The sequence below is a fragment of the Streptomyces sp. NPDC001843 genome (genome assembly GCF_042891955.1).
Classification (GTDB): domain Bacteria; phylum Actinomycetota; class Actinomycetes; order Streptomycetales; family Streptomycetaceae; genus Streptomyces.
This window is the reverse complement of sequence record NZ_JBIATQ010000007.1, coordinates 429,244-446,478: the sequence shown is the minus strand read 5'-3', so window position 1 is coordinate 446,478 and position 17,235 is coordinate 429,244. Positions and strand designations below refer to the sequence as shown.

The 17,235-nt window shown below is 71.4% G+C and carries 11 protein-coding genes; 2 read left to right on the top strand and 9 right to left on the bottom strand.

Annotated features, from left to right (window positions below; translation table 11 throughout):
* Positions 1–41: 41 nt before the first annotated feature.
* From ACFYZQ_RS20425 to ACFYZQ_RS20410, 4 genes are read right to left on the bottom strand one after another with little or no spacing between them, the layout of a single operon-like run.
* Positions 42–2,057: a PIG-L family deacetylase gene (locus tag ACFYZQ_RS20425; protein ID WP_389149388.1), complete on the bottom strand. Its 2,016-nt coding sequence runs from the start codon at positions 2,055–2,057 to the stop codon at positions 42–44.
* Complete coding sequence (locus tag ACFYZQ_RS20420; protein WP_389149385.1) at positions 2,045–4,915, bottom strand: stealth conserved region 3 domain-containing protein; 2,871 nt, start codon at positions 4,913–4,915, stop codon at positions 2,045–2,047. Before ACFYZQ_RS20420 ends, ACFYZQ_RS20425 begins: the two co-directional genes overlap by 13 nt.
* 10 nt (positions 4,916–4,925) lie before the next feature.
* A complete protein-coding gene (locus ACFYZQ_RS20415; protein ID WP_389149382.1) occupies positions 4,926–5,891 on the bottom strand; it encodes a hypothetical protein in 966 nt (321 codons plus the stop codon).
* The gene (locus tag ACFYZQ_RS20410) at positions 5,888–7,573 is read right to left on the bottom strand and encodes a stealth family protein (RefSeq protein ID WP_389149478.1); all 1,686 of its coding nucleotides are present in this window, start codon (positions 7,571–7,573) and stop codon (positions 5,888–5,890) included. Before ACFYZQ_RS20410 ends, ACFYZQ_RS20415 begins: the two co-directional genes overlap by 4 nt.
* A 596-nt stretch (positions 7,574–8,169) precedes the next feature.
* On the opposite strand from ACFYZQ_RS20410, the gene ACFYZQ_RS20405 reads away from it, so the two are divergent.
* Entirely contained in the window at positions 8,170–9,276 is a 1,107-nt protein-coding gene (locus ACFYZQ_RS20405; protein WP_389149379.1) for an LCP family protein, read from the top strand.
* Between the two features lie 30 nt (positions 9,277–9,306).
* On the opposite strand, the gene ACFYZQ_RS20400 is transcribed toward ACFYZQ_RS20405, so the two are convergent.
* A complete protein-coding gene (locus ACFYZQ_RS20400) occupies positions 9,307–10,323 on the bottom strand; it encodes a hypothetical protein (RefSeq protein ID WP_389149376.1) in 1,017 nt (338 codons plus the stop codon).
* Positions 10,324–10,396: 73 nt separating this feature from the next.
* Between ACFYZQ_RS20400 and ACFYZQ_RS20395 the strand changes: the two genes are divergently transcribed.
* Complete coding sequence (locus ACFYZQ_RS20395; RefSeq protein WP_389149373.1) at positions 10,397–10,768, top strand: NTP pyrophosphohydrolase; 372 nt, start codon at positions 10,397–10,399, stop codon at positions 10,766–10,768.
* A 47-nt stretch (positions 10,769–10,815) separates the two neighbouring features.
* Here the strand turns inward: ACFYZQ_RS20395 and ACFYZQ_RS20390 are convergent, their stop codons facing one another.
* From ACFYZQ_RS20390 to ACFYZQ_RS20375, 4 genes are all read right to left on the bottom strand, one after another.
* Complete coding sequence (locus ACFYZQ_RS20390) at positions 10,816–12,336, bottom strand: amino acid permease (RefSeq protein WP_389149370.1); 1,521 nt, start codon at positions 12,334–12,336, stop codon at positions 10,816–10,818.
* A 141-nt stretch (positions 12,337–12,477) separates the two neighbouring features.
* Positions 12,478–14,442 (bottom strand): 1-deoxy-D-xylulose-5-phosphate synthase, encoded by a 1,965-nt coding sequence (gene dxs, locus ACFYZQ_RS20385; protein ID WP_389149368.1) that lies wholly within the window; start codon positions 14,440–14,442, stop codon positions 12,478–12,480.
* A gap of 433 nt (positions 14,443–14,875) precedes the next feature.
* On the bottom strand, positions 14,876–16,204 hold the full coding sequence (locus ACFYZQ_RS20380; RefSeq protein ID WP_389149365.1) for a sugar ABC transporter permease: 1,329 nt from the start codon (positions 16,202–16,204) through the stop codon (positions 14,876–14,878).
* Entirely contained in the window at positions 16,201–16,992 is a 792-nt protein-coding gene (locus ACFYZQ_RS20375; RefSeq protein WP_388800396.1) for an ATP-binding cassette domain-containing protein, read from the bottom strand. The genes ACFYZQ_RS20380 and ACFYZQ_RS20375 overlap by 4 nt, the downstream gene beginning before the upstream one ends.
* Between the last annotated feature and the right edge of the window lie 243 nt (positions 16,993–17,235).

The following is a 17,235-nucleotide window of genomic DNA, read 5'->3' as shown; positions in this document are numbered from 1 at the left end:
TGGATCATGCCGGCCTGATCCACAAGACACCCCCTGGTCCGTCAGCCCACCACCTGCCACGCGCCGAACCCGACCGACCCCCGGCCGGCCTGTCGGGCGACGGCCAGGCGGCCGTCCGGGCCCAGCAGCGCGATGGTGGCGCGGCCGAGGACGTCGAAGGCCGCGGCGGGGGCGTGGGCCGGGGGGCCGCCGAGGGTGTCGGTGGGGAGTTCCTGCCAGGGGTGGTCGCCGGGCAGGAAACGGTAGGCGATGCCGCCGGGATCGCTGAGGGTGGCCACCAGCGTTCCGGTCTCCGGATCGGGCCCCGGGGCGCAGGCGACGGCGCCGAAGCCGCCGCGTCCGCCGATCGACTCGGCCGGCCTGGTCCAGCGACCGCCCGGCGCGTCCTCCTCGGCCATGAGCAGCCGGCCCGTCTCGGGCTGCCGGTAGACCGTCATGACCCGGCCGTTCGGCTGGACGACGGCCGCGGCGGGTGAGGCGGGGGCCGTGAGCCGGAAGCGGGGGGCGCGCTGCAGCGGCTGGTGGACGGAGCTCTGCGCCCAGTGGAAGACGCCTTCCCGGCTGGCGGCGAAGACCTCCACCCGCCCGTTCGGCGCGGTCAGCGCCGCGACGCCCTCCTGGAGTTCGTGGCCGCGCAGGTCCGTCCACCTGCCCCAGACGCCGTCCGTCTCCTGGACGCGGGTGTGCAGCCCCTGTCCCCCGTTGCGGACGAACAGGTGCAGCCGTCCCAGCGCGTCACGGGTGACGGCCGGCGTGCCCAGATGCCGGTCGCGCTCGGGGTTCCCCGCGGAGGGGTTGCCCAGGATGGTCCACCCGGTGAACCGCCCGTCCCGCTCGGCCTGTTCGAGCAGGACGATCTCCCGCCGCTGGGAGTGGTCCGGCCCCAGGTGCGACATGCGCCGGGCGAGGACCTGCCAGCGGCCGTCCGGTGTCAGGCTCACCGCGAGCCCGGGTGAGAGCGGTCCGCCGCCCAGGAAGAACGGTCCGCGCCACTGGCCGTTGCCCGGCTGGGTCTCCAGCCACACCGCGGCCTGCTGGTTGACGACGGCGAAGGCCGTGAGGCGGCCGCGCGCGTCGCGCCCGAGCCAGGCCCCGTGCGGGTGGCGCGGAGTGGTGCTCTGTACCCAGCTCGTGGTGCGCGCGCTCCAGCCGACCGCGTAGTCGCCGCTGCCCGCGGGGTCACCGCAGTCGTATCCGTCGGCCGCGCCGTAGATGTTGAGGAAGTGCTCCTTGAGGGAGACGGCTCGCGGGCCGAGGGAGTGCGGCCACCGTTCGTTGGAGTAGCCGCGGAAGGCCTCGGCCACGAAGGTGCGGCCCTCGCCGGGCCCCTGGTAGCTCTCCAGCGCGAGCCACGAGAAGAGGCCGGCCGCGGTGTGGTCGCAGTGGTCGGCCAGGTCGCCGAAGTCGTGGTGCTGCGGGAACCGTTCGTCGTGGACCAGCCGGTCCGGATCCGGATCCATGGTGCGTACGAGGGTGGGCCGGACGAGGTCGAGGATCTGGACCAGCGTGTCCACCAGGCCGGTGCGTGTGTACCAGGACCGCTCGTCCACAAGGCCGCCGCTGACCACCAGCGTGGGGACCCGTTCGACCTCCTGCTGCCAGAGCACGTGCAAGCTGCGCGGCTGTCCGTCGGGCGTGCCGTGCTGCCGGATGTTGAGGAAGACCAGCTTCACCTGGGGCGCGTCGGCCAGTGCGTACACCTCGGCGACGGCACCGCCCGCCGTGGTGAGGGTGGACGGTGTCCAGGCCGCGGTGCGGTCGCCGAGAACCATCGCGCCGTAGGCGGCCCGCAGGCCGTTCTGCCGCGCCTTCCCGTAGGCCTCCCGGTCCTCGGCGGGGGACCCGATCTGCCAGGGGCGGGGGTTGCGTCCGTCCGAGTCACCACTGGTCAGATAGACGGTCGTGGTGGGCGTGCCCGCCTTGATCGCCTGGAAGGTCACGGGGTTCATGAAGTACAGGTCGTCGTCCGGGTGGGCGACGATCTGCAGGATGGAGGCGGGGCTGGACACGCGCGGGGTTCTTTCCTCGGTCTGGGTGGGGTGGGTCACAGCGGCCATCCGGGCAGATAGCCGGCGTGGGCGCGCCGGTTGCGCGGGGATCCCGTCTCGTACTGGCTCGCGACCGGGAAGTAGCTCGGCAGGAACGCCGCGAGGATCGCGTCCTGTTCCTCCTCCGGCACATCGCCGTCGTGGAAGTCGTTGAGGCAGAACACGTCGTGGGGACGCGCCGTCAGGATCCGGTTCAGCCTGGGGCCGTGCTCGGCCAGCCCGACGTTGACGAATCCGCAGGAGATGCTGCCGGGCACGCTGCGCAGGGTGTGGAAGCCGTAGTAGTGGTGCAGGGACGAGGCGATCGACACGTCACTGTGGCTGCGGAGCTGGTTGCCGGCGGTGACCGCCGCCTCGGGCCCGTAGTCGCGCTCGATGTCGGCGAGCACGCTGCGCCGCAGCGGATGCGGGGCGTGCAGGAACGTGTGCACCAGGGTCTGCCCGAAGGACCGCTCGATCAGGGCGCGGTTGTTCTTCGCGGCGCTGACGTTGTGCTCGTCGTGGTCCGACGGCGGGGACATCGGCACGGACGTCGGCGACATGAAGTGCCGGGCCTGTCCGTTGCCCAGGAAGAACATGCCGGGGGTGACGGTCCGGCCGAGGAACACGTCGTCGTTGAAGTAGAGGAAGTGCTCGGCCAGCCCCTCGATGTGGTGCAACTGGCTTTCGATGGCGTGCGAGTTGTACGTGGGCAGCGCTCCCCGGTCGCCGAAGATCTCGGTGTGGTCGACGACGCGCACCCGGGGGTGGGACTCGTCCAGCCAGTCCGGGACCTGCCGGTCGGTGACGAGGTAGATGTTCCGGATCCAGGGGGCGTACATGTCGATGGACCTGAGGGAGTAGCGCAGTTCGTCTCGGTCGCGGAACCGGGCCGCGCTGGTGGCCGCGTCCTGGGTCGCCATGCCCAGAGCGGCCAGGACCGCGTTCTTGCGCTCCAGCCAGTCGACGTCGGCGCCGTTCACCCAGGTGTAGACGGCGTCCACGGGGAAGTCGACGTCGCCGTGGATGGCCTGGTTGAAGGCCACCAGCGTGGGGTAACGGCGGTCGCCCAGGGTGGTGGTGCTGCGCCGCATGACGCTGTGCGGGATCCGGTCGCCGATCAGGGTCCGGGTCGGGGCCGTGAGGTGGTCGCCGTCTTCGGGCGTGTCGTCCCAGAAGGTGATGGTGCAGCCGTAGACGGCGCCGAGGCGGAGCGTTCGGGACGGGGAGACGGCGCTCTGGTACACGCGGATCCCCGAGGCGGGGGTGCGGGAGTAGTCGCCCACCAGGGCCGCGAGCACGGTGGCGACCGTCTTCTGGCCCTCGTTGAGCACGGAGGCGTAGACGGGCTCGTCCGCGTAGCGGTCGGCGAGCGCCTTGAAGACGGCCTCCCGGTGGTCGCCGTGCACGGCGACGGTGTGCCGCACCATGCGGTCGCGTACGACCGTGTACGGGATGCCCGCGCCTTCCAGGGCGTTCGCGGCCAGCGCGAGGTTCGCCTGGACGACGTCCCACGGGGACTCCCATTCCAGCAGTCGGCACACCTGACCGCCGTCGTGGACCAGGCCTCGCCGCCCCAGCAGGCGTTCCTCCAGCGCGCGCTGGCCGCTGGTGCGGACCGAGCCGGGCGGCGCGGGCGCGGCCGCCGGCAGGTTGCCGTCGGAGCCGCTGAGGTAGGCGTGCACCGCCTGGCGTTCCGTCTTCGCGAGGTCGCGGCGCCCGCTGTCCCGCTCGGCCAGGAGCTCGTGGAAGAGCCGCTCCCAGTGGGAGGTGACCACGGCGGGCGAGAACCGGCTCACGGAGGCGAGGGCCGCCGCGCCCATCCGGTGGCGCAGCTCGGAATCCTCGATCAGCCGCAGGAGCGCGGAGGCCAGCGCGTCGGTGTCGCCGGGGGGAACCAGGAAGCCGGTGTGGCCGTCGATCACCACTTCGCGCGGGCCGTTGGGCGCGTCGTAGGAGACGACGGGGACGCCCGCCGCGTGCGCCTCCGCGAGCACCAGCCCGAACGCCTCGTTGCGCGAGGTGAGCAGGGCGATGCTGGCCTTGGCCCACTCCTCGGCGAGGTAGGGCGAGTTGCCGTTGAGCTGCACGCAGTCGTGCAGGGAGAGCATGTCCATCTGGCGGCGCAGGGCGCCGCTGAGCGGCCCGTCCCCGAAGACGCGCAAGCACCAGTCGGGGTGGGCCGCTGCCACCTTCGCCCAGGCGGTGAGGGCGTGGTCGATCTGCTTCTCGGCGACGAGCCGGCCGGCGATGACGACGGTCCGGGTCTGCAGGGTCGACCGGGGCCGGAACCCGCTGGGCAGGGCGTTGGGCACCACCTCCAGGCGGGGTGCCGTCGCGCCGAGGGTCTCGGCGAACCACTCCCGGGTGCGCTCGCTCAGCACGGCCAGCGCGTCCAGCCGGGCGGCGTACCGCCGCAGCGGTTCACCGCTGGTGCCGCGCAGTTCGGAGACCCGGTGCTCCTGGTGGACGGTGATCACGTGGGCCGGGGCGAGCCGGACGGCAAGGGCCATCAGCGCGGGCGTCGTGGTGATCAGGACGTCGGTGTCGGTCTGCTGCAGGGCGAGTTCGAGTTCGAGGTCGGTGAGCCGGCTGAAGGCGGACTCCCAGGACCGGTCGACGATGTCGCTCGGCAGGTCGGCCAGGCCGGACCACACCGTGTCGTCGACGGTGCCGTCCCGCAGCGGCCTGGGGGTGGCCCCGGTGAGGTCGACCAGGTAGTCGACCCGCACCCGTTCGTCGGGCTGGAAGAACTGCGCGGGCTTGCTCTTGAAGACGCTGAGCACGCGGACCTCGTGCCGGGTGGCGAGTTCGGACGCCTGGTTGAACACGGCCCGTTCTGTGCCGCCGACGGCATCGGCCGTGGTCAGCAGGAATGTGATCTTCACTTCTGGGGGTTCAGTCTGCCTCGGGCATGCGCGTGCAGGTGACGCGGAGGTTGCCTGCTGGGGTGTAGCGCGGTTGGACGATCATGGGGGTGCGGCCTGCCGGGGTCATCGCCATGCCGCGCATGGCGAAGACGCGCCGCGGGTTGCGGACGTCGTGCAGCCGTCTGCCGAGCCGCAGCGACGGCCCGGCCTCCTGGCACAGTACGACGTCCCAGTGCTCCGGTCTGGAGGAGCGCGGCTCCATCCGGTCCAGCGGCACCTCCGTCCGGTAGGTGTCCGGCCCCAGGGGGTGGACGGGCTGCCGGATCCGGCGTCCGGCGGCGACGAACTCGGCCCACGGTGAGTCCGCCCGGGTGCCCAGCACCCGGAAGTCGACCGCGATCCCGGCATGGGTCATGTGCACCTTGGCCACCTCGACGGCCGGTCTGGGGGCCGAGCTGACGATGCGGGCGGTGCCGGTGACCGTACGTCCGACGCGGTGGCGGGCGCCGGTGACCGGGGAGGCCGCCATGGGCTTGGTCGGGCCCTCGTAGGGAGTCGGCGGCTGCAGGAGCAGCAGCGCCACCGAACGCGACCGGCGCCCGGTGTACATCCGCAGCCCGAGCTTCCACCGTCCAGGTCCGGCGGGTAGGCCGCCGAGTTCCGCGCCCATCAGGATCGCGGCGTCCATGAGGAGTTCACCACTCGGGCCGCGGTACACGCGTGCCTCGGCCGTGTGCCGTCTGCGGCGCCGGCGCACCACCACGGCGGCCCGGTCGGGCAGCCGGGCGGAGCTGGGCAGCACGGCGTGCAGGTTCACCGTCTGGCCGTCGAGGACGGCGGCGTAGCGCAGCTGGGCGGTGCGGTTCTTCCGAAGGGGCACGAACACGCGCAGCATCAGCCACAGCCGCAAGCGGCCGAGCAGGGCGCGCGGTCCGCGCGGCGAGGTGGTGTCCCCGCCGGACGTCGCGGCGGGGGTCGCGGTGGAGGTGGTCATGCCCGGGCTCCGTCCAGCTCCGCGGCCGGGGCCGTCCGTGGTGCGGGGATGCCGGTGGCGGCTCGCTCGTAGGGGCTCGGCACGGGGAAGTAGGCGTTCAGGAAGTCCGCGACCATGCGGTCCTGGGCCTCGGGGTCGGCGGCGGCCACGGTGTCGTTCATGCAGAAGGTGTCGTAGTTGCGCCTGGCGAGCAGCGTGTTGAGACGGCGCTGGGCCAGGTCGTCCGCGAGGTCGATGTACTGGTACCGGATGTCCCCGGCCGTCGCGCGTGCCGAGTGGTACGCGTAGTAGTGGTACAGCGAGGAGACCACGGGCACGTCGTGCGGCGAGCGGAAGCGGGAGTGCTGGGTGACCCGGTGCGCGTGGGCGTAGACCTGCTCGATCTCGGTGAGGACGCTGCGGCGCAGGGCGTGCGGGGTGTGCTTCATCTTCTGGGAGATGACGGTGCCGAACTGCTGGGCGATGAGTCCCCGGCTGTTCTTGCCCGCCGCGTTGACCGGGAGGTCCGTGAAGTCGGCGCGTCCCGAGGGGATCAGTGCCTTCGACCGGAAGGACTTGGACAGCCCGTTGGGGTGGAAGAACGTGCCGGGCTGCACGGGCCGGCCGAGGAAGACGTCGTCGTTCAGGTAGAGGAAGTGCTCGGAGAGCTCGGGGATGTGGTGCAACTGACTCTCGATGGCGTGGGAGTTGAACGTCGGCAGCGCGTCCGGTTCGGAGAAGATCTCGGTGTGGTCGACCACCCTGATCCCGGGGAAGGCGGTGTCGAGCCAGGAGGGCACCTGCCCGGCGGTGACGAGGTAGATGGTCCTCACCCAGGGCGCGTACTGGTGGATCGACCGCAGCGAGTAGCGCAGTTCGTCGCGGCTGGCGTACCGCGAGTCGTTGGCCGCCTGCTCGTGCAGGGTGCCGTCGTCGGTGCTGCGTTCGAGCACGCGTCGGGTGGCCTCCTTGCGGGCGCGCCAGACGGGGTCGGAGTCGTCGACCCAGGTGTAGACGACGTCGATCGGGAAGAGGTGGTCGTCGGGCAGGGCGGCGACGAACTCCGGCAGGGTGCGGGCCTGTCCGGTGGTGTACATGAACGGCACTTCGCTGAATCGTTTCTGCTCGGCTCGGCAGCGGCCCGCGTCCACCGGGACCTCGGTCGTCACGCGGTTCGGGCGGGGCGCGAGGAGCCGGCCCTCCTGCTCGGCCCAGAACTCGATGTCGCAGCCGGACTCCCGGCCGAACACCAGCTTCCCGGTGGGGTCGCAGACGTTCCACGCGATGCGCAGCACGCGCTGCGTCCGCAGGGCACGCCAGCTCGCCGTCGAGGCGCCCTGCCGGACCGGGCCCGGGGCCACGCCGCCGACGTAGCCCGCGTAGTGGCCGCAGCCGGTCCGCAGGACGTCCTCCACCTCGGCGCGCAGCCGCTCCGGCACGGCGACGCACGGGTTCGGTGACGCGGTGCCGCGGACACAGAAGTAGTCGATCCCGGCCTCTTCCAGCAGGGTGACCAGGATGTGCAGGTTCCGCGCCCGGGCGGCCCAGGCGGTGATGCCGGGGACCTCGACGGCCCGGCGGTGCCTGCCGTCCACGCGGACGACCCGCAGCGGACCGGCGGTGTCCTCGCCGCCGCGTCCGTCACCGAGCGCCCGCACCACCAGGGCGGAACGCGCGGCATCCGCGGCGGCCAGCGACCGCATCACCGCGGCGCGCAGCGGGCGCGGCACCCGGCGGACGATCTGCCGCCGGGCTCCGACCGGCACGAGCGACCGGTACGTCGAAACGAGCGCGCTCGCCTCGGGATTGTTCCCACTCACCTGACTTCCGCACCGTCCCCCACGCTGCAGCAGACCGGGCTCGGCCGTCACACCGCCGTCCGGGATGCACAGGACCACGGCCACCCTCCCTCGTCTCCCACCCGTCGAGGACAGGTGAGCACCCGCGGTCGCACGCCCCCCTCGTCCCCAGGCCCGGGCGCGCGACCGCCGGAACACTTCGGACGAGCCGATCGGTTCCATGCGACAATCGTTTAACTTTCACAAGCTGCACACATCTTCACCGCGCGTTCACCTGACTGTCAATCACGCGTCCACATTTCGAAAAGTACATGTGGCGGCCATGTGAATGAGGGGCGAGCATACAGTGACCAGGCGACCTGTGTGCGCCCCGCCGCCCGGTCTATAGTTCGCACACGCCACGGCGTCAGAGCCGCGCAGGCCCGGCCCCTCCCCCACTCGTGCCCTGCCCCACGTGCGAACCAAGGCGCACCACAGTTGAGTTGAGGAAGGAACCCGTCATGACGCATGCCCCGACGGAGCCGGGCACCAGCGCCGGAGCGAGATCCGACGCCGCGGATGTCACGTCGGACACACCGCCGCGCCGTCGTCGGCGCGTCCGGCGCTGGATCGCGGGCTGTGCCGTCGTACTGGTCGCGGGCGCGGGCACGACCGCCTACTGGCTGTACAGCGGCCTCGACTCCAACATCAAGGCTGTCGACCTCGACCGGGCCATCGGCGACGACCGCCCGCCGAAGCTGCCGACATCCGGTCAGAACCTGCTGGTCCTGGGCTCGGACTCGCGGGCCGGCGCCAACGCCTCGCTGCACACGGGCCGTGTGTCCGGGGCACGTTCGGACACCGCGCTGGTCGTCCACATACCCGAGGGCCGCAAGCGGGCCGTGGCGGTCAGCATTCCCCGCGACACCCTGGTGACCCGCCCCGAGTGCACCGGGCGGGACGGGACGAAGCTGGCCGGGGCGAGGCGTGTGATGTTCAACTCCGTCTACTCGCTCGCCGGTCCGGCCTGTGTCGTCAAGACGGTGGAACAGATGTCCGGGGTGCGCATGGACCACTTCGTGGAGATCGACTTCGCGGGCTTCAAGGAACTCGTCGACGCGATAGGCGGCGTGACCGTCACCGTCGGCCAGGACATCCACGACACCTCCAGCGGCCTGGACATCACGGCCGGCACCCACCGGCTGAACGGCACCCAGGCACTGCGGTTCGTCCGCACCCGGCACGGCATCGGGGACGGCAGCGACCTCGGGCGCATCGGACTGCAGCAGAAGTTCCTGACGGCCCTGCTCACCGAGATCAAGCACCAGGACCTGCTGGGCAGCCCCGCCAAGGCGTACACCATCGCCGACACCCTCACCGCGTCCCTGACCACCGACTCCCGGCTCGCCTCCCTGACCAAGCTCGCCGAGTTCGGCCGCAGCGTGAACGGGATCGACCCGGCGACCATGGAGACGATCATGCTCCCGGTGCGCTATGACACCCAGGACCCCAACCGGGTCGTGGCCGCCCGGCCCCAGGCGAACCAACTGTGGCGGGCGCTCCGGACGGACGGCACCATCCCGGCGTCGGCCCGGACGTCACCGGCCCGGGGCGGCAGCACGCCCTGAGGAACCCCGGGCCCGCGACCGGCCGGCGGCTCACACCTCCCGCCATGCCTCCAGCGCCAGCCCCGGCTCGGCCTTGCGGCGGGTGAGGAGGAGGCGGCCGGTCGACGGGGACAACGTTGCCGCCACGACCCGGTCCTCGGCGTCGACCGCGAGGGACACCACCGCGTCGACGGGAAGCTGCGGACCCGACTCGGCCCACCAGGCCCCCGCCGACTCCTCCTGGGTGGGATACGCGGCGAAGGCCACCCGCCCGCCCGCCGAGCGCTGGGCCAGCAGCGTGCAGTCGTGGCCGTCGAGGTCGCAGCGCACCGCGGACACCGGGCCGGGACCGGCCGACGGGAGCAGGGTGACCGGCTTGCCGCCGGGGCGCCAGGCGCACAGGTCGCCCGCGTCGTCGGTGTAGTAGAGGGTCGTGCTCTCGGGTGAGGTGGCCAGCGCGTACAGGGTGCCGGGACGGACCGGGGCCTCGACGGTCTCCTGGAGGACCGGCTCGGCGCCCGGCTCGTCCTGGCGCCAGTACAGGATGCCGCCCGGGACGGGTGCGTACAGCTCCACCCGGCCCGACTCCCCCGTCACCGCGGCGAGCCCGTCCTGGACGTCCCGGCCCTTGAGGTCCCGCCAGGACTCCCAGCCGCCCTTCTCCTTCTGCGCGAGCATGCTCACCCCGCCGCCCTTGTTGCGTACGAAGAGGTGGGCGCGGCCCTGCTCGTCGACGGCGACGGCCGGTGTGCCGGTGCGCTCGCCCTTCTTGTCGGGGTGGCCGACCGGGTTCCAGTCCAGGGCGGCCAGGAGCGGGCGGAAGTGCGTGGAGTGGACGAGGCCCGACTCGCCCTTGGTCGTGGGCCGCCAGGAGACCAGATGGGCGTAGCCGTCGGCGCCCTGACCGACCGCCAGGACGGGGTGCAGCTTCTGGTCGCCGCCCACCTGGCGCGGTGCGCCCCAGGGGCCGCCGGGTGCGCGCTCCGCCCGGCACAGCACGGCGTCGTCCGAGGGGAGGTAGACACTGAGGCGGCCGTCGCGGCCGCGCAGGAGCCAGTCGCCGTTCACCGGTTCACTTTACGCGGGCCCGGCCGCCCGCCGTGCCCCGGCCCCGGGGCCGGGGCCGTGCGACCCTGGTCACATGCCTGAGGAAGTCTCCCTGCTCGTGATCATCGACGCCGCGAACGTGGTCGGGTCGGTGCCCGACGGCTGGTGGCGGGACCGAAGGGGAGCCGCCGAACGACTGCGTGACCGGCTCGCCGAGAACGGGCTGCCGGGCCGCCCGGATCCGGTGGAGATCGTGCTGGTGGTCGAAGGCGCGGCCCGTGGCGTGGAGTCGGTGCCCGGCGTACGGGTGGACTCCGCGCCCGGCAGCGGTGACGACAGGATCGTGGAGCTCGTCGCCCAGGAGCCCGGCCGACCCCGGCTGGTCGTCACCGCCGACCGGGAGCTGAGGGACCGGGTCACCGCGTCGGGGGCGGAGGTGACGGGGCCCAAGACCGTGCTCGGCTGAGCCGGGTGCTCCGCCGGTTCCCCGCGGATGGTGGGTGCGGCATCCGGTCAGGAAACGTTCCCGCTCGGGGGCGCGGCCTCGCCGAGCGTGGTGGCCTCGCGCCCTGCGAGCCGGCTGTGCGAGCGGCCGTAGAGGAAGTACACGACGAAGCCGATCACCATCCAGATCGCGAACCGCAGCCAGGTCTCGGCGGGCAGGTTCACCATCAGCCACAGCGAGGCCAGCACCGACAGGATCGGGACGAGCGGCACCAGCGGGGTCCGGAAGGAGCGCGGCAGGTCGGGCCGGGTACGGCGCAGGATGATCACGCTGATCGCGACGACGACGAAGGCGAAGAGCGTGCCGATGTTCACCAGTTCGGCGAGTTCGCTGAGGCTGGTGAAGCCCGCGACAACCGCGATGATCACACCGAGCAGGATCGTCGGCCGGTACGGGGTGCGGAACCTCGGGTGGGTGTGCGAGAAGAACCGGGGCAGCAGCCCGTCGCGGCTCATCGCGAAGAAGACCCGGGACTGGCCGAGCAGCAGGATCATGCAGACGGTGGTCAGTCCGACGGCCGCACCGAAGCTGATCAGGCCCGCGAACCAGGGGTGCCCGGTGGCCTTGAACGCGTCCGCGAGCGGTGCGTCCACGGACAGCGCGCTGTACTTCTGCATACCGGTCACGACGATCGACACGGCGACGTACAGCGCGGTGCAGATGATCAGGGAGCCGAGGATGCCGCGCGGCACGTCGCGCTGCGGGTTGCGGGTCTCCTCGGCGGCGGTGGCCACGACGTCGAAGCCGATGAACGCGAAGAAGACGACGGACGCCGCGGTGAAGATGCCCATGAAACCGAAGTTGGAGGGCGCCCAGCCGAACATGAGCTGGATGAGCGGGGCCTTGAGGTTGCCGCCGGCCGGCACGGGCTGCGACGGCGGGACGAACGGGTGGTAGTTGCCGCTGTGGATGAAGAAGGCGCCCGCGATGATGACGACGAGGACGACGGCCACCTTGATGGCGACGACGATCGAGGTGACCCGCGCGGAGAGCTTCATGCCGACGACGAGGATGGCGGTGAGCACCAGCACGAGGGCGGCGGCGAGGATGTCGAATCCGAAACCGGAGTTGGCGTCCCTGCCGCTGAGCGCCGCCGGCAGGTGCCAGCCCGCGTTGTCCAGCAGCGAGTGGATGTAACCGGACCAACCGACGGCGACCACCGCCGTACCGAGGGCCAGTTCCAGCACCAGGTCCCAGCCGATGATCCAGGCGGGCAGCTCGCCGAGCGAGGAGTACGAGAAGGTGTACGCGGAGCCCGCCACCGGTACCGTTGAGGCGAACTCGGCGTAGCAGAGGGCGGCGAGCGCGCAGACGACACCGGCCACGACGAAGGACAGGGAGACGGCGGGGCCGGCGCTGTTCTTGGCGGCGGCGCCGGTCAGGACGAAGATGCCGGTGCCGATGATGACGCCGACGCCGAAGACGGTGAGGTCGAGCGCGGAAAGGGACTTCCTGAGCGCGTGCTCGGGTTCCTCGGTGTCGAGGATGGATTGTTCGACCTTCTTCGTCCGGAAGAGGGTGCTGCTCACGGGCCTACCTCCCACACGCTCGTCGCTCGACATGATCGAGAGGGCTGGGGATGCGTATGCCCCGGCACAGGCAGGTTCACGCAAAAGAGCCGGTTCCGCCACCGGGAGGCGTGGCGGAACCGGCTCTGGGAACGACAGCGTCTAGTCGCGCGCGGTCTCCACGGAGTCGACCTCGGCCGTCGGGCGGTCGATGGGGGTCCCCCCGCTCGAGCGAAGCCGAGAGTGGGGGAGTCCGTCGAGCCGGGAGACGAGACCGGTGACCTGGCGGGCGATGTCGGGGGCGGTCAGCCCGATCTCGGCCATCACCTCGGCACGGGAGGCGTGGTCGAGGAAGCGCGGCGGGATGCCGAAGTCGCGCAGCGGCACGTCGACGCCGGCGTCCCGCAGGGCCTGGGCGATCGCCGAGCCGACGCCGCCGACGCGGCTGTTGTCCTCGACGGTGACGACCACGCGGTGCCGGTCGGCGAGCGGGGCCATGGCCTCGTCGACGGGCTTGACCCAGCGCGGGTCGACGACGGTGGTGGAGATGCCCTGCTGGTCGAGCAGGGCGGCGATCTCCAGGCACATCGGGGCCAGCGCGCCGACGGAGACCAGCAGGACGTCCGGCCGGTCCGTGCCGGGTTCGCGCAGCACGTCCATGCCGCCGACGCGGCCGACGGCCGGTACGGCGGGGCCGACGGCGCCCTTGGAGAAGCGCACCACGGTCGGCGCGTCCTTGACCTCGACGGCCTCGCGCAGCTGGGCGCGCACCTGGTCGGCGTCGCGCGGCGCGGCCAGCCGGAGCCCCGGCACGACCTGCAGGATCGACATGTCCCACATGCCGTTGTGCGAGGCGCCGTCGGTGCCGGTGACACCGGCCCGGTCCAGTACGAAGGTCACCCCGCACCTGTGCAGGGCGACGTCCATCAGGACCTGGTCGAAGGCGCGGTTGAGGAAGGTGGCGTACACCGCGAAGACCGGGTGCAGACCGCCGGTGGCCAGGCCCGCGGCGGACACGGCGGCGTGCTGCTCGGCGATGCCGACGTCGTACACCCGCTCCGGGAAGGCCTTGGCGAACCTGTCGAGGCCGACCGGCTGGAGCATCGCGGCCGTGATGGCGACGATGTCCTTCCGCTCCTCCCCCAGCCTGACCATCTCGTCGCCGAAGACCGAGGTCCAGTCGGCGCCGGAGCTGGCGATGGGCAGACCGGTGTCGGGGTGGATCTTGCCGACGGCGTGGAAGCGGTCGGCCTCGTCCTGGAGGGCGGGCTGGTAGCCGCGGCCCTTCTCGGTGAGGCAGTGCACGATCACCGGGCCGCCGAAGCGCTTGGCGCGGGCCAGCGCCGACTCCAGCGCCTCGATGTCGTGGCCGTCGATCGGGCCGACGTACTTCAGACCCAGGTCCTCGAACATGCCCTGCGGGGCGATGAAGTCCTTGAGCCCCTTCTTGGCGCCGTGCAGCGTCTCGTACAGCGGCTTCCCGACGTACGGGGTGCGGTCGAGGATCTCCTTCGTCCTGGCGAGGAAACGCTCGTACCCGTCGGTCGTGCGCAGCGTGGCCAGGTGGTTGGCGAGACCGCCGATCGTCGGGGCGTACGACCGCTCGTTGTCGTTGACGACGATGACGAGCGGGCGGTCCTTGGCCTCGGCGATGTTGTTGAGCGCCTCCCAGGCCATGCCGCCGGTCAGCGCGCCGTCACCGATGACCGCCACGACATGGCTGTCCCGCTCGAGGAGCTGGTTGGCCTTCGCCAGGCCGTCGGCCCAGCCGAGGACCGTCGAGGCGTGGCTGTTCTCGATGACGTCGTGCTCGGACTCGGCCTGCGAGGGGTAGCCCGACAGGCCGCCCTTCATCTTCAGCCTGGAGAAGTCCTGCCGGCCGGTGAGCAGCTTGTGCACGTACGACTGGTGCCCGGTGTCCCACAGCACCTTGTCCTTCGGGGACTCGAAGACGCGGTGCAGGGCGATGGTGAGCTCGACCACGCCCAGGTTGGGGCCCAGGTGGCCGCCGGTCTTGGAGACGGCGTCGACGAGGAAGGTCCGGATCTCCCCTGCCAGCTGGTCCAGCTCCTCCAGGCTGAGCCGGTCCAGATCGCGCGGTCCCCTGATGCGGGTCAGCAGCGGCACCCGTGCCTCCTTGCAGTAAAAGCTGATCGAGCTGTTGCCGGGCTCGTCGAGTCTAATGTTCCGCCGTGGCGGACGGCGCCCGGGCGGTGCGTGATGCGTCACGCGGACGGCGGTACCCATCTGACACGCCCCCAAGACACGCAAGTGCCCGGCACCTTGAAGGCACCGGGCAACAAGAGCGCCCCGAAGGGGCGCGGGGCCCTGTCGATACGCCGGGCAACCGGAGCGCCCCGAAGGGGCGCGGGACTCTGCCGATATGCGGCTCCGCCGCGCGGGCGCGACCCGACGGACCGACACACCCGGCCGACGGCCACTGCACGCCCTAGGGGCGCGGGGCTCTGCCGATATGCGGCTCCGCCGCGCGGGCGCGACCAGCCACAACGGACCGGCACCCGCAGAACCACCGCACCCCGACGGCGCCTAGGCGAACCGTTTACGCACGCCCCGCGGCCTTCTGGCTACGACGCGACACCGAGTCGATGACCACCGCACCCAGCAGCACCGCACCGGTGATCATGTACTGGATCGACGTGTTCATGTTCAGCAGGTCCAGACCCGTCTGGATCGACTGGATCACCAGCATGCCCAGCAGCGCCGACCACACCGATCCCCGGCCACCGAAGAGGCTCGTACCGCCGATGACGGCCGCCGCGATGGCGAGCATCAGCGTGTTGCCGCCACCCGCGTTCAGCGTCGCGCTCGCGGTCTGACCCGCGAAGAACATGCCGCCGATCGCCGCGAAGCCACCGGAGATGGCGAACACGGTGATCCGGACCATCGGCACGCTGATACCGGCGCGCCGGGCCGCCTCGATGCCGCCGCCGACCGCGAAGACCTTGCGGCCGTAGGTCGTGCGGCGCAGCACGAAGTCCACGACGACCAGCGCGGCGAGGAAGATCACCAGGGCGTTGGAGACACCCTCGGCGTCGTTCAGCACGGCCGCGGCGGCGAAGGACGCGACGGCGAGCAGACCGACGCGGATGAGGATCTCGCTGGTGGGCCGGTAGGGCACACCGGCCGCGCGACGGCGGCGCTGCTCGTTGAAGGAGCCCACGAGCGTCAGCGCGACACCGAGGCCCGCCAGCAGGTAGGCGCCGACGATGGCCTGGTCCATGAAGAACGAGCTCTGGCCGAGCAGGTGCACCGGGCCGGAGTCGGACGGGATGTTGATCGTGCCGCTGTCACCCAGCAGCCACAGCATCAGACCGTTCCAGCCGAGGAAGCCGGCCAGTGTCACGACGAACGCGGGCACGCCTATCTTCGCGAAGAACCAGCCGTGCAGCGCGCCGATGGCGACACCGGTGACGATCGTGAGGACGAGCGCCAGCCACTCGTTCATGCCGTGGTTGACGACGAAGACCGCGAACACCGTGGACGCCAGACCGCTGACCGAGCCGACGGACAGGTCGATCTCACCGAGCAGCAGCACGAACACCAGACCGATGGCGAGCATGCCGGTGGCCGAGAGGAAGTAGCTGATGCTGGACAGGTTGTCGGCGCTGAGGAAGCGGTCGTTCTTCGCCTGGAAGATGGTCCAGATGATGATCAGACCGATGACGACCGGCAGCGAGCCCAGCTCACCGCCCTTGATCTTCCGCTTGAACTCGGTGATGTAGCCCTTGAAGCCCTCTTCGCGGACCAGCAGGCGCGGGTCGACGACGGGAACGGCGGCGGACGTGGGGTCCTCGACGGAGGCGACGGCGGCGTCCTCGGACACCACGGGCTCAGCGTCCTTCTTCACGGTGTTCGACGTCTCGCTCACTTGGCCGCCTCCGCGGTGCGACGCCCCGCACGACGGGTCACGGCATTGTCCGTGGCACCGGTGATCGCGGCGATGATCTCTTCGTGGCTGGTGTCCTTCACGGAGAAGGAGCCGTTGTTCTTGCCCAGGCGCAGCACGGCGACGGTGTCCGCGACGGCCTTGACGTCCGCCATGTTGTGGCTGATGAGGATGACGCCGAGGTTGCGCTCGCGCAGCCGTTCGACCAGGTCGAGGACCTGCGCGGTCTGCTCGACGCCGAGGGCGGCGGTGGGCTCGTCGAGGATGACCACCTTCGGGTCACCGATCAGGGCGCGGGCGATGGCCACCACCTGGCGCTGACCGCCGGAGAGGCTGGCGATCGGGATGCGGACGCTCGGGATGCGGATGGAGAGCGTGCTCAGCAGCTCGCGGGCCTGCTTCTCCATCGACACCTCGTCGATGACGCCCCGGTGCAGCAGCTCGCGGCCCAGGAAGAGGTTGCCGACCACGTCGAGGTTGTCGCACAGCGCGAGGTCCTGGTAGACCGTCGCGACACCGAGTCCCTGAGCGTCGTGCGGCTTGTTGATCGTGACCGGCTTGCCCTCCCACTCGATGACGCCCTCGTCGATGGGGTGGACACCCGCGATCGTCTTGACCAGGGTGGACTTTCCTGCGCCGTTGTCGCCCACCAGGGCGACCACTTCTCCGGCGTGGACCTCCAGCTCGACGTCGGTGAGGGCCTGGACCGCACCGAACCGCTTGGAGACTCCGCGCAACGCCAGCACGGGCGTAGCGGACACGTGAACCATCTCCTTCGCCGCCTGACCGGCGGGGATGCCGCGCTTGGGGAACATGCGCGGAGGGACGTGCGAATGCACGTGGTTAACAAGATGAACATGCGCGAACACGCTGCGCTCGGCAACGGTTCCGTCCGACGCCCGCCCGGCAGCGGGGTATGAAGGCCGGGGCGGGCGCCGGAGGGGTTCGCGGGGACCGCAGGGCGGTCCGGTGCCCGGTCGACGCCCGTACGAGTGCCGGAAAGATGGCTCGTA

Bases quoted from the DNA above. Each gene is read 5' to 3' on its own strand.
- ACFYZQ_RS20425 (WP_389149388.1), bottom strand. From the start codon at position 2,057: ATGGCCGCTGTGACCCACCCCACCCAGACCGAGGAAAGAACCCCGCGC.
- ACFYZQ_RS20415 (WP_389149382.1), bottom strand. From the start codon at position 5,891: ATGACCACCTCCACCGCGACCCCCGCCGCGACGTCCGGCGGGGACACC.
- ACFYZQ_RS20410 (WP_389149478.1), bottom strand. From the start codon at position 7,573: ATGCGGTCGCTGGCCGCCGCGGATGCCGCGCGTTCCGCCCTGGTGGTG.
- ACFYZQ_RS20405 (WP_389149379.1), top strand. From the start codon at position 8,170: ATGACGCATGCCCCGACGGAGCCGGGCACCAGCGCCGGAGCGAGATCC.
- ACFYZQ_RS20395 (WP_389149373.1), top strand. From the start codon at position 10,397: ATGCCTGAGGAAGTCTCCCTGCTCGTGATCATCGACGCCGCGAACGTG.
- ACFYZQ_RS20375 (WP_388800396.1), bottom strand. From the start codon at position 16,992: ATGGTTCACGTGTCCGCTACGCCCGTGCTGGCGTTGCGCGGAGTCTCC.